At 52.6% G+C, this 19,396-nt stretch carries 17 protein-coding genes; 11 read left to right on the forward strand and 6 right to left on the reverse strand.

The features are described 5' to 3' along the window. Positions 1-27 precede the first annotated feature (27 nt). The 10 genes from atpG to phoU all read left to right on the forward strand — a co-directional run bounded on the left by atpG (position 28) and on the right by phoU (position 11,780). The gene (gene atpG, locus OGX83_RS19990; RefSeq protein WP_006687765.1) at positions 28-891 is read left to right on the forward strand and encodes a F0F1 ATP synthase subunit gamma; all 864 of its coding nucleotides are present in this window, start codon (positions 28-30) and stop codon (positions 889-891) included. 26 nt (positions 892-917) lie between these two features. Then, the gene (atpD, locus tag OGX83_RS19995) at positions 918-2,300 is read left to right on the forward strand and encodes a F0F1 ATP synthase subunit beta (RefSeq protein ID WP_003023806.1); all 1,383 of its coding nucleotides are present in this window, start codon (positions 918-920) and stop codon (positions 2,298-2,300) included. 20 nt (positions 2,301-2,320) lie between these two features. Continuing rightward, the gene (locus OGX83_RS20000) at positions 2,321-2,740 is read left to right on the forward strand and encodes a F0F1 ATP synthase subunit epsilon (protein WP_003023809.1); all 420 of its coding nucleotides are present in this window, start codon (positions 2,321-2,323) and stop codon (positions 2,738-2,740) included. Positions 2,741-3,411: 671 nt separating this feature from the next. Next, positions 3,412-4,782: a bifunctional UDP-N-acetylglucosamine diphosphorylase/glucosamine-1-phosphate N-acetyltransferase GlmU gene (gene glmU / locus OGX83_RS20005; RefSeq protein ID WP_008786550.1), complete on the forward strand. Its 1,371-nt coding sequence runs from the start codon at positions 3,412-3,414 to the stop codon at positions 4,780-4,782. A gap of 240 nt (positions 4,783-5,022) precedes the next feature. Beyond that, entirely contained in the window at positions 5,023-6,852 is a 1,830-nt protein-coding gene (glmS, locus tag OGX83_RS20010) for a glutamine--fructose-6-phosphate transaminase (isomerizing) (protein ID WP_003827031.1), read from the forward strand. Between the two features lie 334 nt (positions 6,853-7,186). After that, the gene (gene pstS / locus OGX83_RS20015; protein ID WP_003827033.1) at positions 7,187-8,227 is read left to right on the forward strand and encodes a phosphate ABC transporter substrate-binding protein PstS; all 1,041 of its coding nucleotides are present in this window, start codon (positions 7,187-7,189) and stop codon (positions 8,225-8,227) included. A 143-nt stretch (positions 8,228-8,370) separates the two neighbouring features. Further along, positions 8,371-9,330, forward strand: coding sequence for a phosphate ABC transporter permease PstC (pstC, locus tag OGX83_RS20020; RefSeq protein ID WP_008786549.1), 960 nt, complete (start codon positions 8,371-8,373; stop codon positions 9,328-9,330). Then, entirely contained in the window at positions 9,330-10,220 is an 891-nt protein-coding gene (gene pstA, locus OGX83_RS20025; RefSeq protein WP_003827037.1) for a phosphate ABC transporter permease PstA, read from the forward strand. The genes pstC and pstA overlap by 1 nt, the downstream gene beginning before the upstream one ends. Before the next feature lie 46 nt (positions 10,221-10,266). Beyond that, positions 10,267-11,040 carry a phosphate ABC transporter ATP-binding protein PstB gene (gene pstB / locus OGX83_RS20030; RefSeq protein WP_003023821.1) on the forward strand — a complete coding sequence of 258 codons (774 nt, stop codon included), beginning with the start codon at positions 10,267-10,269 and terminating at the stop codon, positions 11,038-11,040. 14 nt (positions 11,041-11,054) lie between these two features. Next, the gene (gene phoU / locus OGX83_RS20035) at positions 11,055-11,780 is read left to right on the forward strand and encodes a phosphate signaling complex protein PhoU (protein WP_003023824.1); all 726 of its coding nucleotides are present in this window, start codon (positions 11,055-11,057) and stop codon (positions 11,778-11,780) included. Between the two features lie 121 nt (positions 11,781-11,901). Here the strand turns inward: phoU and yieH are convergent, their stop codons facing one another. Further along, the gene (gene yieH / locus OGX83_RS20040) at positions 11,902-12,567 is read right to left on the reverse strand and encodes a 6-phosphogluconate phosphatase (RefSeq protein WP_003827040.1); all 666 of its coding nucleotides are present in this window, start codon (positions 12,565-12,567) and stop codon (positions 11,902-11,904) included. A gap of 167 nt (positions 12,568-12,734) precedes the next feature. On the opposite strand from yieH, the gene adeP reads away from it, so the two are divergent. Beyond that, on the forward strand, positions 12,735-14,072 hold the full coding sequence (adeP, locus tag OGX83_RS20045; RefSeq protein ID WP_003827042.1) for an adenine permease AdeP: 1,338 nt from the start codon (positions 12,735-12,737) through the stop codon (positions 14,070-14,072). Positions 14,073-14,128: 56 nt separating this feature from the next. Here adeP and OGX83_RS20050 read toward each other — a convergent pair whose 3' ends face one another. From OGX83_RS20050 to mnmE, 5 genes are all read right to left on the reverse strand, one after another. Beyond that, positions 14,129-14,695 carry an NADPH-dependent FMN reductase gene (locus OGX83_RS20050; protein WP_003827046.1) on the reverse strand — a complete coding sequence of 189 codons (567 nt, stop codon included), beginning with the start codon at positions 14,693-14,695 and terminating at the stop codon, positions 14,129-14,131. 30 nt (positions 14,696-14,725) lie between these two features. Then, entirely contained in the window at positions 14,726-15,472 is a 747-nt protein-coding gene (locus tag OGX83_RS20055; RefSeq protein ID WP_048227371.1) for a 4'-phosphopantetheinyl transferase family protein, read from the reverse strand. A gap of 166 nt (positions 15,473-15,638) precedes the next feature. Continuing rightward, positions 15,639-16,598 (reverse strand): HTH-type transcriptional regulator YidZ, encoded by a 960-nt coding sequence (gene yidZ / locus OGX83_RS20060; protein ID WP_003827051.1) that lies wholly within the window; start codon positions 16,596-16,598, stop codon positions 15,639-15,641. After that, entirely contained in the window at positions 16,567-17,748 is a 1,182-nt protein-coding gene (locus tag OGX83_RS20065) for an MFS transporter (RefSeq protein WP_048215234.1), read from the reverse strand. Before OGX83_RS20065 ends, yidZ begins: the two co-directional genes overlap by 32 nt. A gap of 182 nt (positions 17,749-17,930) precedes the next feature. Continuing rightward, positions 17,931-19,295: a tRNA uridine-5-carboxymethylaminomethyl(34) synthesis GTPase MnmE gene (gene mnmE / locus OGX83_RS20070; RefSeq protein WP_008786545.1), complete on the reverse strand. Its 1,365-nt coding sequence runs from the start codon at positions 19,293-19,295 to the stop codon at positions 17,931-17,933. Between the last annotated feature and the right edge of the window lie 101 nt (positions 19,296-19,396).

Raw genomic sequence — 19,396 nt, forward strand, 5'->3', positions numbered from 1 at the left:
GGACCGCAAGGCATTGAGGAGAAGCTCATGGCCGGCGCAAAAGAGATACGTAGTAAGATCGCAAGCGTCCAGAACACGCAGAAGATCACTAAAGCGATGGAGATGGTCGCCGCTTCCAAAATGCGTAAATCGCAGGATCGCATGGCGGCCAGCCGTCCTTATGCAGAGACCATGCGCAAAGTGATTGGTCACCTTGCGAATGGTAATCTGGAATATAAGCACCCTTACCTGGAAGAACGCGACGTTAAACGCGTGGGCTACCTGGTGGTGTCGACCGACCGTGGTCTGTGCGGTGGCTTGAACATTAACCTGTTCAAAAAGCTGCTGGCGGATATGAAAACATGGTCCGATAAAGGCGTTCAGTGCGATATCGCAATGATTGGCTCTAAGGGCGTGTCTTTCTTTAACTCCGTTGGCGGAAACGTGATCGCTCAGGTAACTGGCATGGGGGATAACCCTTCCCTGTCCGAACTGATCGGTCCGGTTAAAGTGATGCTGCAGGCCTACGATGAAGGTCGTCTGGACAAACTGTACGTTGTCAGCAACAAATTTATTAACACCATGTCTCAGACGCCAACCATCACTCAACTGCTGCCTCTGCCGGCATCAGATGATGATGAATTGAAGCGTAAATCTTGGGATTACCTGTATGAGCCAGACCCGAAAGCGCTGCTGGATACCTTGCTGCGTCGTTATGTCGAGTCTCAGGTTTATCAGGGCGTGGTAGAAAACCTGGCCAGCGAGCAGGCCGCACGTATGGTGGCGATGAAAGCCGCGACCGACAATGGCGGCAGCCTGATTAAAGAGCTGCAGTTGGTATACAACAAAGCTCGTCAGGCCAGCATTACTCAGGAACTCACCGAAATCGTCGGTGGTGCATCCGCGGTATAACCAGGTTAATTCGTAGAGGATTCAAGATGGCTACTGGAAAAATTGTCCAGGTAATCGGCGCCGTGGTTGACGTCGAATTCCCTCAGGATGCCGTACCGCGCGTGTACGATGCTCTTGAGGTTATGAATGGTAAAGAGAGCCTGGTGCTGGAAGTTCAGCAGCAGCTCGGCGGCGGTATCGTACGTACCATCGCCATGGGTTCTTCCGACGGTCTGCGTCGTGGTCTGGAAGTTAAAGACCTCGAACACCCGATCGAAGTCCCGGTAGGTAAAGCAACCCTGGGTCGTATCATGAACGTCCTGGGTCACCCGATCGACATGAAAGGCGATATCGGTGAAGAAGAGCGTTGGGCTATCCACCGCGCAGCACCTTCCTACGAAGAGCTGTCCAGCTCTCAGGAACTGCTGGAAACCGGCATCAAAGTTATCGACCTGATGTGTCCGTTCGCTAAGGGCGGTAAAGTCGGTCTGTTCGGTGGTGCGGGTGTAGGTAAAACCGTAAACATGATGGAGCTGATCCGTAACATCGCGATCGAACATTCCGGTTACTCCGTGTTTGCGGGCGTAGGTGAACGTACTCGTGAGGGTAACGACTTCTACCACGAAATGACCGACTCCAACGTACTGGACAAAGTGTCCCTGGTATATGGCCAGATGAACGAGCCGCCGGGAAACCGTCTGCGCGTTGCACTGACCGGTCTGACCATGGCTGAGAAGTTCCGTGACGAAGGTCGTGACGTTCTGCTGTTCGTTGATAACATCTACCGTTACACCCTGGCCGGTACAGAAGTATCTGCACTGCTGGGTCGTATGCCATCAGCGGTAGGCTACCAGCCGACCCTGGCGGAAGAGATGGGTGTTCTTCAGGAACGTATCACCTCTACCAAAACCGGTTCTATCACCTCCGTTCAGGCGGTATACGTACCTGCGGATGACTTGACTGACCCGTCCCCAGCAACCACCTTTGCTCACTTGGATGCAACCGTGGTACTGAGCCGTCAGATCGCGTCTCTGGGTATCTACCCGGCAGTTGACCCGCTGGACTCCACCAGCCGTCAGTTGGATCCGCTGGTTGTTGGTCAGGAACACTACGACACAGCGCGTGGCGTACAGTCCCTGCTGCAGCGTTATCAGGAACTGAAAGACATCATCGCCATCCTGGGTATGGATGAACTGTCTGAAGAAGATAAACTGGTGGTAGCACGTGCGCGTAAGATCCAGCGCTTCCTGTCCCAGCCGTTCTTCGTTGCGGAAGTATTCACCGGTTCTCCGGGTAAATACGTTTCCCTGAAAGACACCATCCGTGGCTTTAAAGGCATCATGGAAGGCGAATACGACCACCTGCCAGAGCAGGCGTTCTACATGGTTGGTTCTATCGACGAAGCCGTGGAAAAAGCCAAAAAACTTTAACGCCTTAATCGGAGGGTGATATGGCAATGACTTACCACCTGGACGTCGTCAGCGCAGAGCAACAAATGTTCTCTGGTCTGGTCGAGAAAATCCAGGTAACGGGTAGTGAAGGTGAACTGGGTATTTTCCCGGGTCACGCACCGCTGCTCACCGCCATTAAGCCTGGTATGATCCGCATCGTTAAACAGTTCGGTCATGAAGAGTTTATCTATCTGTCCGGCGGCATTCTTGAAGTGCAGCCTGGCAGTGTGACCGTACTGGCTGATACCGCGATTCGCGGACAGGATCTCGATGAAGCGAGAGCCCTGGAAGCGAAGCGTAAGGCTGAAGAGCATATCAAGAGCTCTCATGGTGACGTGGATTACGCTCAGGCATCTGCGGAACTGGCCAAAGCGATCGCGAAACTGCGCGTTATCGAGTTGACCAAAAAAGCGATGTAACACCGGCTTGAAAAGCACAAAGGCCAGTCTGGTTTCCAGGCTGGCTTTTTTTATGGATTTGTTTCAGTAAAAGTGGAACTAAAAAGCTGTTTTATTATTTTGTGATTTACATCACAAAAATGTTGATCGGTTAAAAAATGAGGCGTAAACTCTTTTTTGTGTGATGTGTGTCACAAAATTAATTCAGATAAAAACAGGATACCAACATGAAATTGTTTAACAAAATCATCGCCCTTTTCAGCAGCATGGACGTTTAGTCGTTCCCTACCTGCTCTGTGGCGCGATGCTTAATACGGTTTATCAGCTAGCGCCATCGTTATTAAATCCCCCTCCTTCGCTGTATCATTTGTTCTCTGTCTTTCCCCCTCAATTTTCCCTACCCGTTTTTCTGCTTCTCACTGAATCACATAAATAAAATCGTATTATGCTGATGTAATGCTTTATTCATGCGGTAAAAAAATAGCAAAAACATTAACCTAAGGCTTTAATAAGAGCAGACTCCTGGTTTTTGGGAGACAAAAGACGCAGATATAGACGAAAATAGTGAGTTATCAGATGGGGAATCCCCCCTGTTGAACGTTTTATCTTCGGTCCATTTCACGCTGAAAAAAATGTAGTATTTTCAATGTGAAACGGTATAAATTCGTTCTCAAATTACAGTCAGGACGTGTATGTTGAATAATGCTATGAGCGTTGTGATCCTTGCCGCAGGCAAAGGCACGCGTATGTATTCCGATCTTCCTAAAGTGCTGCACACCCTCGCAGGAAAGCCGATGGTTCAGCATGTCATTGATGCAGCTAATGAATTAGGTGCGACTCATGTGCACCTTGTCTACGGACACGGTGGCGATCTGCTTAAGCAAACGCTGAAAGATGGCAATCTGAATTGGGTTCTGCAGGCTGAGCAGTTGGGTACCGGCCATGCAATGCAGCAGGCGGCGCCATTCTTTAGTGATGACGAAGACATTTTAATGCTCTATGGAGATGTGCCGCTGATCTCTACCGATACCTTACGTCGCCTGCGTGAAGCCAAACCGCAGGGCGGTATCGGTTTGTTAACGGTAAAACTGGACGACCCATCCGGCTATGGGCGTATTACCCGTGATAACGGCAAAGTTACTGGCATTGTTGAGCATAAAGATGCAACCGACGAGCAGCGTCAAATCCAGGAAATCAATACTGGCATTCTGATTGCCAACGGCGCTGACATGAAGCGTTGGCTGTCTAAACTGACCAACAACAACGTGCAGGGTGAATACTACATCACCGATATCATCGCGATGGCGTATCAGGAAGGACGTGAAATTGCTGCGGTACATCCGGCACGAATCAGTGAAACGGAAGGGGTAAATAACCGCCTTCAGTTATCCCGTCTGGAACGTGTGTATCAGTCCGAGCAGGCAGAAAAACTGCTGCTGGCGGGCGTGATGCTGCGCGATCCTGCACGTTTTGATCTTCGCGGTACGCTGATTCACGGGCGCGATGTTGAAATTGATACTAACGTTATCATTGAAGGTAACGTAACCGTTGGAGATCGCGTCAAGATTGGCGCTGGCTGCATCATCAAAAACAGCGTGATTGGTGAGGGTTGTGAGCTTAGCCCGTACAGTGTGGTGGAAGATGCCCATCTGGAAGCCGCTTGCACCATCGGTCCATTCGCGCGTCTGCGCCCGGGTGCTGAGCTGCAGGAAGGCGCACACGTGGGTAACTTCGTCGAAATGAAAAAAGCGCGTCTGGGTAAAGGCTCTAAAGCTGGTCATTTGACCTATCTGGGCGATGCGGAAATTGGCGATAATGTGAATATCGGCGCGGGTACGATCACCTGCAACTACGATGGTGCCAATAAGTTTAAAACCATTATTGGTGATGATGTGTTTGTGGGTTCTGATACTCAGCTGGTGGCACCTGTCACCGTGGGTAAAGGTGCGACGATTGCCGCAGGAACCACCGTAACGCGTAATGTCGCCGATAACGAATTGGTATTAAGCCGTGTACCTCAGGTCCATAAACAGGGCTGGCAGCGTCCGGTGAAGAAGAAGTAATTTATTTTTGCCAGATGGCGGCTTTGCCTTATCCGGCCTACGTGCGGTGACGTTCTGTAGGCCTGATAAGCGTGAGCGCCATCAGGCAGACAAGAGATGAGGGGATAATATAATCCTCCGCTCAACAAGCAGTACCTATAAAAATAACCCCACTCTCTACAAGGCTCGGGGCGCCCGGAATACGGGTATCAGGTTGACCGACAACGACAGGCACAATGCCTAAATTCGGAATCAAAAAATATGTGTGGAATTGTTGGCGCTATCGCGCAGCGTGATGTAGCTGAAATCCTTCTCGAAGGTTTACGCCGTCTGGAATATCGTGGTTATGACTCTGCTGGTCTGGCCGTTGTAGATGCTGAAGGCAACATGACCCGTCTGCGTCGTCTGGGTAAAGTGCAGATGCTGACTGCTGCTGCGGAAGAACATCCGCTGCATGGTGGTACTGGTATTGCTCACACCCGCTGGGCGACACACGGTGAACCTTCAGAAGCGAACGCGCATCCCCATGTTTCTGAACACATTGTTGTGGTGCATAACGGCATCATTGAAAACCATGAACCACTGCGTGAGCTGTTGAAAACGCGTGGCTACACCTTTGTTTCTGAAACCGACACCGAAGTGATTGCTCACCTGGTGCACTGGGAGCTGGAACAGGGTGGTACGTTACGTGAAGCCGTGCTGCGTACTATTCCGCAGCTGCGCGGTGCCTACGGCACGGTGATCATGGATACCCGTAACCCGGAAACCCTGCTGGCGGCCCGTTCTGGCAGCCCGCTGGTGATTGGTCTGGGTATGGGTGAGAACTTTATCGCTTCCGATCAGCTGGCACTGCTGCCGGTAACCCGTCGCTTCATCTTCCTGGAAGAGGGCGACATCGCGGAAGTAACCCGTCGTTCGGTCTCTATTTTCGACAAGTCTGGCGCGGAAGTGAAACGTCAGGATATCGAATCTAATCTGCAATACGATGCGGGCGAAAAAGGTATTTATCGCCACTACATGCAGAAAGAGATCTACGAACAGCCGAACGCAATTAAAAACACGCTGACCGGCCGTATCAGCCACGGTGAAGTGGATTTAAGCGAGCTGGGTTCGCATGCCAACGAGCTGCTGTCTCAGGTTGAGCATATCCAGATTATCGCCTGCGGTACGTCGTACAACTCCGGTATGGTGTCCCGCTACTGGTTTGAATCGCTGGCTGGCATTCCTTGTGATGTCGAAATTGCTTCCGAATTCCGCTATCGCAAATCCGCCGTGCGTCGTAACAGCCTGATGATCACCCTTTCCCAGTCTGGTGAAACGGCAGATACCCTGGCGGGTCTGCGCTTATCCAAAGAGTTGGGCTATCTGGGTTCGCTGGCTATTTGTAACGTACCGGGCTCTTCTCTGGTGCGCGAATCCGATCTGGCGATGATGACTAATGCCGGTACCGAAATCGGCGTGGCCTCCACGAAAGCATTTACCACTCAGCTGACCGTTCTGCTGATGCTGGTGGCGAAACTGTCTCGTCTGAAAGGCCTGGATGTGGCTATTGAGCAGGAAATCGTTCACGGTCTGCAGGCGCTGCCGAGCCGTATTGAGCAGATGCTGTCTCAGGACAAACGCATTGCCGCTCTGGCTGAAGGATTCTCTGATAAACACCATGCGCTGTTCCTGGGCCGCGGCGATCAGTACCCGATTGCGCTGGAAGGCGCGCTGAAGCTGAAAGAGATCTCGTATATTCACGCTGAAGCATATGCCGCAGGCGAACTGAAACACGGTCCGCTGGCGCTGATTGATGCCGATATGCCGGTTATCGTGGTTGCGCCGAACAACGAACTGCTGGAAAAACTGAAGTCCAACATTGAAGAAGTTCGCGCCCGTGGTGGTCAACTGTACGTCTTTGCTGACCAGGATGCTGGCTTTACCAGCAGCGAAAATATGCACATCATTGAGATGCCGCATGTGGAAGAGGTGATTGCACCGATCTTCTATACCGTTCCGCTGCAGCTGCTGGCGTATCATGTGGCGCTGATTAAAGGCACCGACGTGGATCAGCCGCGTAACCTGGCGAAGTCGGTTACCGTAGAGTAATCCGTACCTAACTGAACTGAAAATGCCCTGCTATGAGCGGGGCATTTTTTTAAACTTGTTCTGTTTTTAATCAATTATCCCGCCTGTTTTATGTGACAAACCGTCATCTTCAGCTACTGTTTGCAGTGTCATAAAAAGAAAATTTTAGCGAAATGTTATTGTCATGGTAATGGTTAACGTTTTGTTTTAAAGGTATTTTTAGACAAATAACTTCCCGTGTTTTTCATTGTCATAAAACTGTCATATTTCGTACATTTAACTGTCACCTGTTTGTCCTATTTTGCTCACAGTAGCAACTCAAACAACGATTTACGAAAACCGTGCAGGAGACATTATGAAAGTTATGCGTACCACTGTCGCAACTGTTGTCGCCGCGACCTTATCCATGAGCGCGTTCTCTGCGTTTGCAGCAGCGAGCCTGACAGGTGCAGGTGCAACCTTCCCTGCGCCAGTGTATGCCAAATGGGCAGATACCTATCAGAAAGAGACCGGTAGCAAAGTAAACTACCAGGGTATCGGCTCCTCCGGTGGTGTAAAACAAATTACGGCCAATACCGTTGATTTCGGCGCTTCTGATGCCCCGCTGTCTGACGAGAAACTGGCACAAGAAGGCCTGTTCCAGTTCCCGACCGTTATCGGCGGTGTGGTGCTGGCGGTGAATATCCCTGGACTGAAATCCGGCGAGCTGGTGCTTGACGGTAAAACGCTGGGCGACATCTACCTCGGTAAAATTAAGAAGTGGGATGACGAAGCCATCACCAAACTGAACCCAGGTCTGAAGCTGCCTTCGCAAAATATCGCCGTTGTGCGTCGCGCTGATGGTTCTGGTACTTCCTTCGTCTTCACTAGCTACCTGGCGAAAGTGAACGAAGAGTGGAAATCTAAAATTGGTTCCGGCTCTACCGTTAACTGGCCGACCGGTCTGGGCGGTAAAGGTAACGACGGTATCGCCGCGTTCGTACAGCGTCTGCCGGGTTCTATCGGTTACGTTGAGTACGCTTATGCTAAGCAGAACAACCTGGCGTACACCAAGCTGGTCTCTGCTGATGGTAAACCGGTAAGCCCGACCGAAGAAAACTTTGCCAACGCCGCTAAAGGCGCTGACTGGAGCAAAACCTTCGCTCAGGATCTGACGAACCAGAAAGGTGACGATGCGTGGCCAATCACTTCCACCACCTTCATCCTGGTCCATAAAGAGCAGAAGAAGCCTGAGCAGGGCGTTGAAGTGCTGAAATTCTTCGATTGGGCATATAAAAATGGTGGCAAACAGGCTAATGACCTGGATTACGCCAGCCTGCCGGACAGCGTGGTTGAGCAGATTCGTGCTGCATGGAAGACCAACGTGAAAGACAGCAGCGGTAAAGCGCTGTACTAATAGAATATCTTTAACGAGTTGGCGGATGGCGCTACGCTTATCCGCCCTACAGTTCCGACTGTAGGCCCAATTTGTAGGCCGGATAAGCGTAGCGCCATCCGGCAGGGCAATTTCGTAAACGCGTTTAACTTAAAGAGTGATTTATGGCTGCAACCAAGCCTGCTTTTAACCCACCGGGTAAAAAGGGTGACATGATATTCAGCGCGCTGGTAAAACTGGCTGCGCTGATTGTGCTATTGATGTTGGGTGGCATTATTGTCTCTCTGGTTATCTCCTCCTGGCCAAGCATACAGAAATTTGGTTTCTCCTTTTTGTGGACCAAAGACTGGGATGCGCCGAACGATATCTACGGCGCGCTGGTACCTATTTACGGTACGCTGGTCACCTCGTTTATTGCATTGCTGATTGCCGTTCCGGTGAGTTTCGGCATTGCGTTATTCCTGACGGAACTTGCACCTGGCTGGCTGCGTCGCCCGTTGGGTATCGCTATTGAACTGCTGGCAGCAATTCCGAGTATCGTATACGGCATGTGGGGCCTGTTTATCTTTGCCCCGCTGTTTGCGACGTACTTCCAGGAGCCGGTCGGAAACATCCTTTCCAACATTCCGTTTGTTGGCGCACTGTTCGCTGGCCCGGCGTTTGGTATCGGTATTCTGGCGGCTGGTGTGATCCTCGCTATCATGATCATTCCGTACATTGCTGCGGTTATGCGTGATGTGTTCGAACAAACGCCGGTGCTTATGAAAGAGTCAGCCTACGGCATCGGCTGTACCACCTGGGAAGTTATCTGGCGTATCGTCCTGCCGTTCACCAAAAATGGTGTGATCGGCGGTGTGATGCTGGGTCTGGGCCGCGCGCTGGGTGAAACCATGGCGGTCACCTTTATCATTGGTAACACCTACCAGCTCGATAGTGCCTCGCTGTACATGCCGGGCAACAGTATTACCTCTGCGCTGGCGAATGAATTTGCCGAAGCGGAATCTGGCCTGCACGTTGCTGCGTTGATGGAACTGGGTCTGATTCTGTTTGTGATCACCTTCATCGTACTGGCGGCGTCTAAGTTCATGATCATGCGCCTTGCGAAGAACGAGGGGGCACGCTAATGGCTACGCTTGAAATGCAAAACACCACTGCGCTGGCGGAGTCCCGCCGTAAAATGCAGGCACGTCGCCGTCTGAAGAACCGCATCGCGCTGACGCTCTCTATGGCGACCATGGCGTTCGGTCTGTTCTGGCTCATTTGGATCCTGATGTCCACGATCACCCGTGGTATTGACGGTATGTCGCTGGCGCTGTTCACCGAAATGACGCCTCCGCCGAATACGGCGGGTGGTGGTCTGGCGAACGCCCTGGCCGGTAGCGGACTGTTAATTCTGTGGGCGACCGTGTTTGGTACACCGCTTGGCATTATGGCGGGTATCTACCTGGCAGAGTACGGACGTAAGTCCTGGCTGGCTGAGGTTATCCGCTTTATCAATGACATTCTGCTGTCTGCGCCATCAATCGTAGTCGGTCTGTTCGTTTACACCATTGTGGTAGCAAAAATGGAACACTTCTCTGGCTGGGCGGGCGTTATCGCGCTGGCGCTGCTGCAGGTGCCCATTGTTATTCGTACCACGGAGAACATGCTCAAGCTGGTGCCGGATAGCCTGCGTGAAGCTGCCTATGCACTGGGTACGCCGAAATGGAAGATGATTTCTGCAATCACCCTGAAGGCGTCTGTCTCGGGGATCATTACAGGCGTTCTGTTAGCGATTGCTCGTATCGCAGGTGAAACGGCTCCGCTGCTGTTTACGTCGCTCTCCAATCAGTTCTGGAGCACCGACATGATGCAGCCTATCGCCAACCTGCCGGTCACTATCTTTAAGTTTGCTATGAGCCCGTTTGCTGAGTGGCAGCAACTGGCCTGGGCCGGGGTACTGATTATTACCTTGTGCGTACTGCTGCTGAATATTCTGGCGCGCGTCATTTTCGCGAAGAAGAAACACGGTTAATTTTTACGGCGTGGCTGATGCGGCGCCGGATGAGGAAGAGATTGAAATGAGTATGGTTGATACTGCCCCGGGTAAGATTCAGGTTCGTGATTTGAACTTCTACTATGGCAAATTCCATGCCCTGAAGAACATCAACCTGGATATTGCTAAAAACCAGGTAACGGCGTTTATCGGGCCGTCAGGCTGTGGTAAATCAACGCTGCTGCGTACGTTCAACAAAATGTTTGAACTGTACCCGGAGCAGCGTGCGGAAGGTGAAATCCTGCTGGATGGCGACAATATTCTCACCAATACCCAGGATATCGCTCTGCTGCGTGCCAAAGTGGGCATGGTATTCCAGAAGCCGACGCCGTTCCCGATGTCCATCTACGACAACATTGCTTTTGGCGTACGTCTGTTTGAGAAACTCTCGCGTGCGGATATGGACGAGCGTGTGCAGTGGGCATTGACCAAGGCCGCATTGTGGAACGAAACCAAAGATAAATTACACCAGAGCGGGTACTCTCTCTCGGGTGGTCAGCAGCAGCGTCTGTGTATTGCGCGTGGTATCGCCATTCGCCCGGAAGTGCTTCTGCTTGATGAGCCATGTTCAGCGCTCGACCCTATTTCTACCGGGCGTATCGAAGAGCTGATCACTGAGCTGAAAGAGGATTACACCGTCGTTATCGTTACCCACAACATGCAGCAGGCTGCGCGTTGTTCCGATCACACGGCATTTATGTACCTGGGCGAGTTGATTGAGTTCAGCAACACGGACGATCTGTTCACCAAGCCCGCGAAGAAACAAACTGAAGATTACATCACCGGTCGTTACGGCTGATTCAGGAGCTTGTTGTGGATAACCTTAACCTTAATAAACATATTTCCGGCCAGTTCAATGCAGAGCTGGAAAGCATCCGTACCCAGGTGATGACCATGGGCGGCATGGTCGAGCAGCAGCTTTCTGATGCAATCACGGCGATGCACAACCAGGACAGCGAGCTGGCAAAACGCGTCATTGAAGGCGATAAGAACGTCAACATGATGGAAGTGGCGATCGACGAAGCCTGCGTGCGTATCATCGCCAAGCGTCAACCGACAGCGAGCGACCTGCGTCTGGTGATGGCGATTATCAAAACCATCGCTGAGCTGGAACGTATTGGCGACGTGGCGGACAAAATTTGCCGTACCGCGCTGGAGAAGTTCTCGCAACAGCACCAGCCGCTGCTGGTAAGCCTGGAATCACTGGGCCGCCACACCGTACAAATGCTGCATGACGTGCTGGATGCGTTTGCGCGTATGGATCTGGACGAAGCAGTGCGTATTTATCGCGAAGATAAGAAAGTTGACCAGGAATATGAAGGCATCGTGCGTCAGCTGATGACTTATATGATGGAAGACCCACGTACCATTCCAAGCGTGCTGACCGCGCTGTTCTGCGCACGTTCCATCGAACGTATCGGTGACCGCTGCCAGAATATCTGCGAATACATCTTCTACTTCGTGAAGGGACAAGACTTCCGTCACGTGGGCGGGGATGAGCTGGATAAGCTGCTGGCGGGCAAAGATCCGAAGGAATAAGCAGTTTGTTGCGTTCGCCGGGATCCCCCGGCGTCGCTATTGTAGGCCGGATAAGGTGTTACGCCGCATCCGGCATTCTGCGCTATTCGCCTGATGGCGCTTTGCTTATCGGGCCTACTGTTTATTCGACGATATTCCAACCCCGCGCTTTCCACAATTCCGGCAACTGTGCCAGATCGGTAAACGTCGTCACTTTTGGATGATCGATCGGTTTGTTATGCGGATCGGCGCAGAAGTAGAACACTTCCATCCCGGCGGCAATCCCCGCCTGCGCACCTGCGCTGGAATCATCAACCAGAATGCAGTTCTCAACGTTAACGTCCATCGCTTTCGCCGCATGGAACATCAGGGCCGGATCGGGCTTCCAACGCTGAATATCGTAGCCGCTGAACAGTAAATCAGGGAAATGGTGCAACATGCCCAGCTTACCCAGCGAATGCTGCATTTTGCTGACTGGACCGTTAGAGACCACACACATTGGTACGGCCATGCTGTCCAGTAGCGCATTGGCACCGGCAATCACCTCCAGTTCCGTATCGAACAGACGTGCGACCTCAGCGCGGTAAACCGGTTCTAAATCGGCTTTTGCCAGTTCGACACCGTGCTCTTCGTTGATAATGTCGATGATCTCGTACAGCTTTACCCCCTTGAAGCGTTTGAAAATTTCTTCAAGATCGAGCGTAATGCCAAACGCCTGGAACATGCTGACATACGCGCGAGAACAAATCACTTCACTGTCGACAAGGGTACCGTCACAGTCAAAAAATACGGCTTCTATCTGGGACATGTCATTTCCGTTTTAACAAGTTTAACGTTTTCGTAATGCATTATTGGGCGACGCAATCGTTGCCGTATAAGCAAAATCAATGAAAAAAGTTGCTCATAACCCAACCCTATTGTCGCATTTTGGTATAGGATAGCGACGAATTTTCCCTCCTTGTTCGGAAATTGATAATGAGTCAACAACACACAACCCAGGCTTCTGGCCAGGGGATGCTGGAACGCGTGTTCAAACTGCGCGAACATGGCACGACGGCACGGACCGAAGTGATCGCCGGTTTAACGACCTTCCTGACGATGGTGTATATCGTTTTTGTTAACCCGCAAATTCTTGGCGTGGCTGGCATGGATACCAGCGCTGTCTTTGTTACCACCTGCCTTATTGCTGCATTTGGTAGCATCCTGATGGGCCTGTTTGCCAACCTGCCGGTCGCACTTGCGCCTGCTATGGGCCTGAACGCATTCTTCGCTTTCGTGGTCGTTGGCGCGATGGGGCTGTCATGGCAGATTGGTATGGGCGCTATCTTCTGGGGCGCTGTTGGTCTGCTGCTGCTGACGATTTTCCGCGTTCGTTACTGGATGATTGCCAATATCCCGGTTAGCCTACGTGTGGGGATCACCAGTGGTATTGGTCTGTTCATCGGCATGATGGGACTGAAAAACGCCGGTGTTATCGTCGCCAACAAAGACACACTGGTGTCTATCGGTAACCTGACGTCCCACAGCGTACTGCTCGGTATCCTGGGCTTCTTTATCATCGCGATTCTGGCGTCACGTAACATTCACGCGGCGGTGCTGATTTCTATCATTGTAACCACGCTGCTGGGCTGGATGCTGGGCGATGTTCATTACAACGGTATCGTTTCTGCGCCACCGAGCGTGATGTCCGTAATCGGACATGTCGACCTGGCCGGTTCGTTTAACATTGGCCTGGCGGGTGTGATTTTCTCGTTCATGCTGGTTAACCTGTTCGACTCCTCCGGTACGCTGATTGGCGTTACGGATAAAGCCGGTCTGGCGGATGCGAAGGGCAAGTTCCCGCGCATGAAGCAAGCGCTGTATGTGGATAGCGTGTCGTCGGTTACCGGGGCGTTTATCGGGACTTCTTCCGTTACTGCGTATATCGAATCTTCTTCCGGGGTTTCGGTCGGTGGACGTACCGGTCTGACCGCCGTGGTCGTTGGTCTGCTGTTCCTGTTGGTTATCTTCCTGTCGCCGCTGGCGGGGATGGTACCGGGTTATGCAGCAGCAGGTGCGCTGATTTACGTTGGCGTCCTGATGACATCAAGCCTGTCGCGCGTGAAGTGGGATGACCTGACAGAAGCGGTTCCGGCGTTTATTACTGCCGTGATGATGCCCTTTAGCTTCTCAATTACCGAAGGTATTGCGCTGGGCTTTATTTCTTACTGCGTGATGAAGATTGGTACCGGACGTTTCCGCGATCTCAGCCCGTGCGTCATCATTGTCGCGCTGCTGTTTGTGCTGAAGATTGTGTTTATCGACGCGCACTAATCGTTGTTTATTTGCCCATATATCAACAAGCCCGGCATATCGCCGGGCTTTTTCTTTTACGCTTTCACGCGCTGAATGTAGTCGCCAAATGCGGTCAATTGACCTGTCAGATGGTCCAGCGTGCTTTGGTCGATCACTTCACCTGTCTGCGGGTCTACTTTGTTCTGAATGACGCCGCCCATAAATTCCGGCTTGTTCATTACCATGGCGTCGAGGAATACCAGGATCTGACGCAGATGATACTGGCAGCGCGCGCCGCCAATAGCGCCCATAGAACTGGTCTGGATCAGCACCGGCTTACCCGATAATGGCTGATCGGGCAGGCGGGACAGCCAGTCGATGGCGTTCTTCAGTCCGCCCGGAACAGAATAGTTATATTCAGGTGTGACGATGACGACACCGTCAGCCTTTCTGATTTGCTCAGCCAGTGCTTCTACGCTGGCCGGAAAACCCTCTTCCTGTTGGAGGTCGGCATCGTACAGAGGGATATCACCAATCGACGGCAGCGCGTTCACTTCCATTCCCGCTGGAGCAATCTTGGGCAGCGTACGGGCAACCATTCCATTAAACGAACCTTTGCGCAGACTTCCCAGTAACGTAACAACATTCAATGTTTCAGACATGGTGGCTCCTGTTTCATCATGAAGGTTAAATCAAAGCGTATGGCTCTTCGCTGCACATAATTGAGAGAACCGGATCAGACGACCCGTTGGCTCATTGGCGCGAGTCTGGATATCAGGCAAAATTTTCCAGTCCTGTTTACCATCAAACTCCCAAACTTTGAGTTTTTCAATGGTTGGCGTAACCGCAACTGACCACACCAGTACATCTTCCGCATCGCAAATGGCTTCAACCTGCGCCACATGGGCACATTTCAGGCGCCCTGCGCCGGGTAAAAGCTGGAGCTCGCGCGGATCGTCATTGCACACATCGCCAGTGAGTTTGAGTACGCTCTGGCGCAATGTAATGAGCTGCGCGCGTGCTTCGTTGGGGTCGTTTTGGTTATTGATCCACAGGTTTTCGTTACTGGAGAAGCGCCACGTTTCCGCTGAATTTGGATTGTGAAACCCGCGGGTGGCCCGCTGAAGTTCCATATCCAGGCCGCACGTTCCTTCAGTTGTTAGCACAACACCGACGATATTCCCGGCATAGGAAATCGAAAAACCCGGCAGGTTCTTATCGCGAAAAACGGGCTTACCTTTGGCCTGAGTAACAATTTCGGGCAGCGTGCTGGTGCCGTAAAGCATAAACATCAGTTCAGCGAGAAGACTTCGGGAAGCCAGGAAACGTGTCCGGCGATGAGCGGGTAGATCTCTTGCTTCGATATGACATGGAGAAGGGAGGCGAGCTGAAACCAGGTGTCCCTCCGTAAGAATCCCTCTGGCAAAATGTGTCGCCATTTGTCGCTCCGTGATTAATGGTCCGTGATTATTACCAGAGTAACATTTACACGGCTTCCGGGCAGGCTTTGCTGCCCAAAAACTAAGCGAAAATGGGAGACATTACGCGATATTTACATTTCTGTTGCCAGAATGGTCGATTTAGCAACACCAAAATGAAGGATCGTCAGGAGATATCGCGATAAAGCGCCTTGATCGTGTCTTTTAGCCAGACGATCTTAGGATTGTGGCTGTTGCGTTTATGCCAAAGAAGAGTGAACGGTACGCGCATTTTTTCCAGTTGCGCCGTATCAAATGGCATAGGTCGCGCCACGAGTGGGAGCTGGTGGAGTTGGTTATAACGCTGGCAATAGACCGGTGCGGTGGCTATCAGCGCGTGATCCGGCTGCGCGGCCATAAACAGCGATTGCTCAAAACCGGGCAGACATAACGCGATATTGCGTGCGCGTCCCATTTCTTGCAGGACTTCATCCAGCGCCCATGTATCGCTTTGCTCCCAGCTAATGCTGATGTGCGGATAGCGCAGAAAGGTGTCCAGATTCCACTCTTCCTGCAGTGCGGGATGATCTTCACGTAGCCAGACGCAGGGCAGATCGGAAAACAGCACTTCATGGTCGATCGACAATGGCAACAAACTCAGCAGTTCGCGCGAACGCGGATGACTTTCGCGCCCGGTAAAGCCAATATCCACTTCACCGCGAATAATGGCATCCAGCGAGTCATAGTCCCAGTTGCGTATTTTGATTGTCGCCTGGGGATAGCGCTGATAAATCTGCTGGGAGAGCGCATTGAACATGATCATCACTAACGGCGTTTCGGCCGCCAGATCAAACTTCAGCCCGCGTGGAGACTCATGGTGCGGCTTATCGAGCAACTGATTGCCCATCTGCATCCATTCAGCAAGGCTCTGCTCCATGCTGACCATCAGCGGCGTCGGCGATAGCCCCAGCGGGGTGTTCACAAACAAGGGATCATCAAACCAGGTCCGCAGCTTCGACAGCGACTTACTGACCGCCGACGGTGTGACGTTCATCCGTTTGGCGGTTTTAGTGACACTGCGTTCCTGCATCAACAGCTGCAGGCAGAGCAATAAATTAAGATCGAGACTGCTGAGGGATTTCTTCATGAGTTGGCGCGGACCGGTTAGGTGCAACAGTGATAATCAGCATGATACTCACTATGCTACAGCCAATCAGAATCCCGATCAGCATATTCAGCGCATCAAGGCCAAGAACCGCCGCCAGCCAAATCCACAGCGAGGAACCGCAAACCTGGGCAATACCTAATGCCGAGCTGGCGACGCCCGCGCGCAGCGAGAACGGCCCAAGCGCCTGGCTCATCGCAACACCGAAGCCGACTGAGAATCCGGCGCAGATTAACGTCAGCCCGAAAAGCGTTACTGCGTGTGAAGTGGCAAGGGTTAACACCACGCCGGCACACAGAAACAGCACCTGTGAGGTCAGCATCAGAACGCGAGGCTTAAATACGCTCAGAGCAAATGGCGTAGAGAAAGAGACCGCCATACTGATGCCTGCGGTCATGGCCATCGTGGTGGCGTACTCACCACGGTCGAAGCCCATCACTTCCATCAGCAGCACCGGAGACGTATTCACGAAGGTCAGGATCACCGACACGCTGAGGGTGGTAATGGCCAGACGGCTTAAGAAAAAGCGGTTTACCAGTGATTCGGTTGTGTGGCTCTTTTCCGTCGTCGCCATAAGCGTTGCTGGGCGCGATTCTCGCAGGACAAACACCGACAGCAGGCAAACAGCCACACCCATTCCCATCATCGTGTAGAACAGGCTCTGCCACGGGTATTTGAGCATGATCAGATGCCCCATCACCGGAGCCAGAACCGGCACGATACAGGTAATACCGTTCAACAACGACAGCACCTTCGCCCGGCGGCGATCGTCGAGTGTGTCGCGCAGGATGGCGAAAGCCACCACGTAACAACAGCCCGCACCTACGCCCTGAATAAAACGACCTATGAGGAATGGCGTACCGCTTTCGGCGAAAGAACATAGCGCAGAGGCGAAAATAAAGATGAGTGCGCCGACTATGGCGACCGGTTTGCGACCTGACTGGTCGGCAATTTTACCGGCGAACAGCATCGCCGTCGCCATTCCTGCCAGATATACCGAAAACGCGATATGCAGTTGCGCCTCGCTGGCCTGTAAATCGGCAGCAATACGGGGCAGCCCCACCAGATACATATCAATACCGGCTGGATAAAGAAGAACCAGGGCGAAACTGCAGATTAGAAAGCGTGTCATAGCGACCTCATAAGAAATGTGGCGCTAAGCATACGGTCAGAGAGTCAACTGCACGAGTTGCCATTTGGACAACAGTGATTTCCTCATGGGAAATAGTTGTTGCCGGATGGCGGCGTAAACGCCTTATCCGGCCTACGGGGCCTGTAGGCCCGGTTAGCATCGAGCTACCGGGCAACACAACGCTACTTACCAATACAGAAGCTGGAGAAAATCCGTCCCAGCAGATCGTCGGAAGTAAATTCTCCGGTGATCTCACTGAGGTTCTGCTGCGCCAGGCGTAGCTCCTCAGCCAGCAATTCTCCGGCCCATGCTCCGAGCAGTTGGGCTTTACCCTGCTCGAGATGCTCTGCAGCTTCTGCCAGCGCCTGCAGGTGACGACGACGCGCCAGGAAGCCGCCTTCCATATTGGTTTCAAAGCCCATGCTCTGTTTGAGATGATTACGCAGTACGTCAACGCCTTCACCGGTACGCGCGGAGAGGCGAACCAGTGAGTGGCTATTTACTTCGCTAAGGCCCAGCGTCTCACCGGTAATATCCGCTTTGTTACGCACCACGGTGATCGGCAGTTTGGCTGGCAGACGGGCAATAAAGTCTGGCCAGATATCTGCCGGGTCCACGGCGTCGGTGGTGGTGCCATCAACCATAAACAGTACACGGTCGGCCTGTTCAATTTCCTGCCAGGCACGTTCGATACCGATGCGTTCAACTTCGTCGCTGGCATCGCGCAAACCGGCGGTGTCGATGATGTGTAGCGGCATGCCGTCGATGTGAATATGCTCACGCAGCACGTCGCGAGTAGTCCCGGCGATATCGGTGACAATGGCCGCCTCACGGCCAGCCAGCGCGTTCAGCAGGCTTGATTTCCCGGCGTTTGGCCGACCGGCAATCACCACCTTCATCCCTTCGCGCAGCAGGCTGCCCTGACGCGCTTCCGCACGCACGGCATCAAGATCGCTGATAACGCTGTTGAGTTGCGCTTCAATCTTGCCGTCAGACAGGAAGTCGATTTCTTCATCCGGGAAGTCGATCGCTGCTTCAACATAGATGCGCAGGTGAGTGAGCGCTTCCACAAGATGATTTACCCGTGCGGAAAATGCGCCCTGCAACGAGTTCAGCGCCGAGCGAGCGGCTTGCTCTGAGCTGGCATCGATCAGGTCGGCAATCGCCTCGGCCTGGGCTAAATCGAGCTTATCATTGAGAAACGCTCGCTCGGAGAATTCACCCGGTCTGGCAATGCGCAGCCCGGGAATGGTCAGAATACGTTTGAGCAGCAGGTCAAGAATCACTGGACCGCCGTGGCCCTGAAGCTCTAAAACGTCTTCGCCGGTAAAGGAGTTTGGGCCGGGGAACCACAAGGCAATCCCCTGATCCAGCGCGCTGCCATCCGCGTCTTTGAACGGCAGATAATCGGCATAACGCGGTTTGGGCAGTTTCCCCAGTACGGTTTCTGCGACCTCACGCGCCTTCAGGCCGGAGATACGCAGGATACCCACGCCACCACGTCCCGGTGGGGTGGCCTGAGCGACGATGGTGTCGTTATGGCTCATGGTTTGTCTCTTCTTAATGCAATAAAAAAGGCGGTCTAATGACCGCCCTTTACTTTATGTTCCGTTTGCCGGATGGCGGCTTCGCCTAATCCGGCCTACAC

It is taken from the genome of Citrobacter sp. Cpo074 (genome assembly GCF_030332745.1).
Classification (GTDB): Bacteria; Pseudomonadota; Gammaproteobacteria; order Enterobacterales; family Enterobacteriaceae; genus Citrobacter; species Citrobacter portucalensis.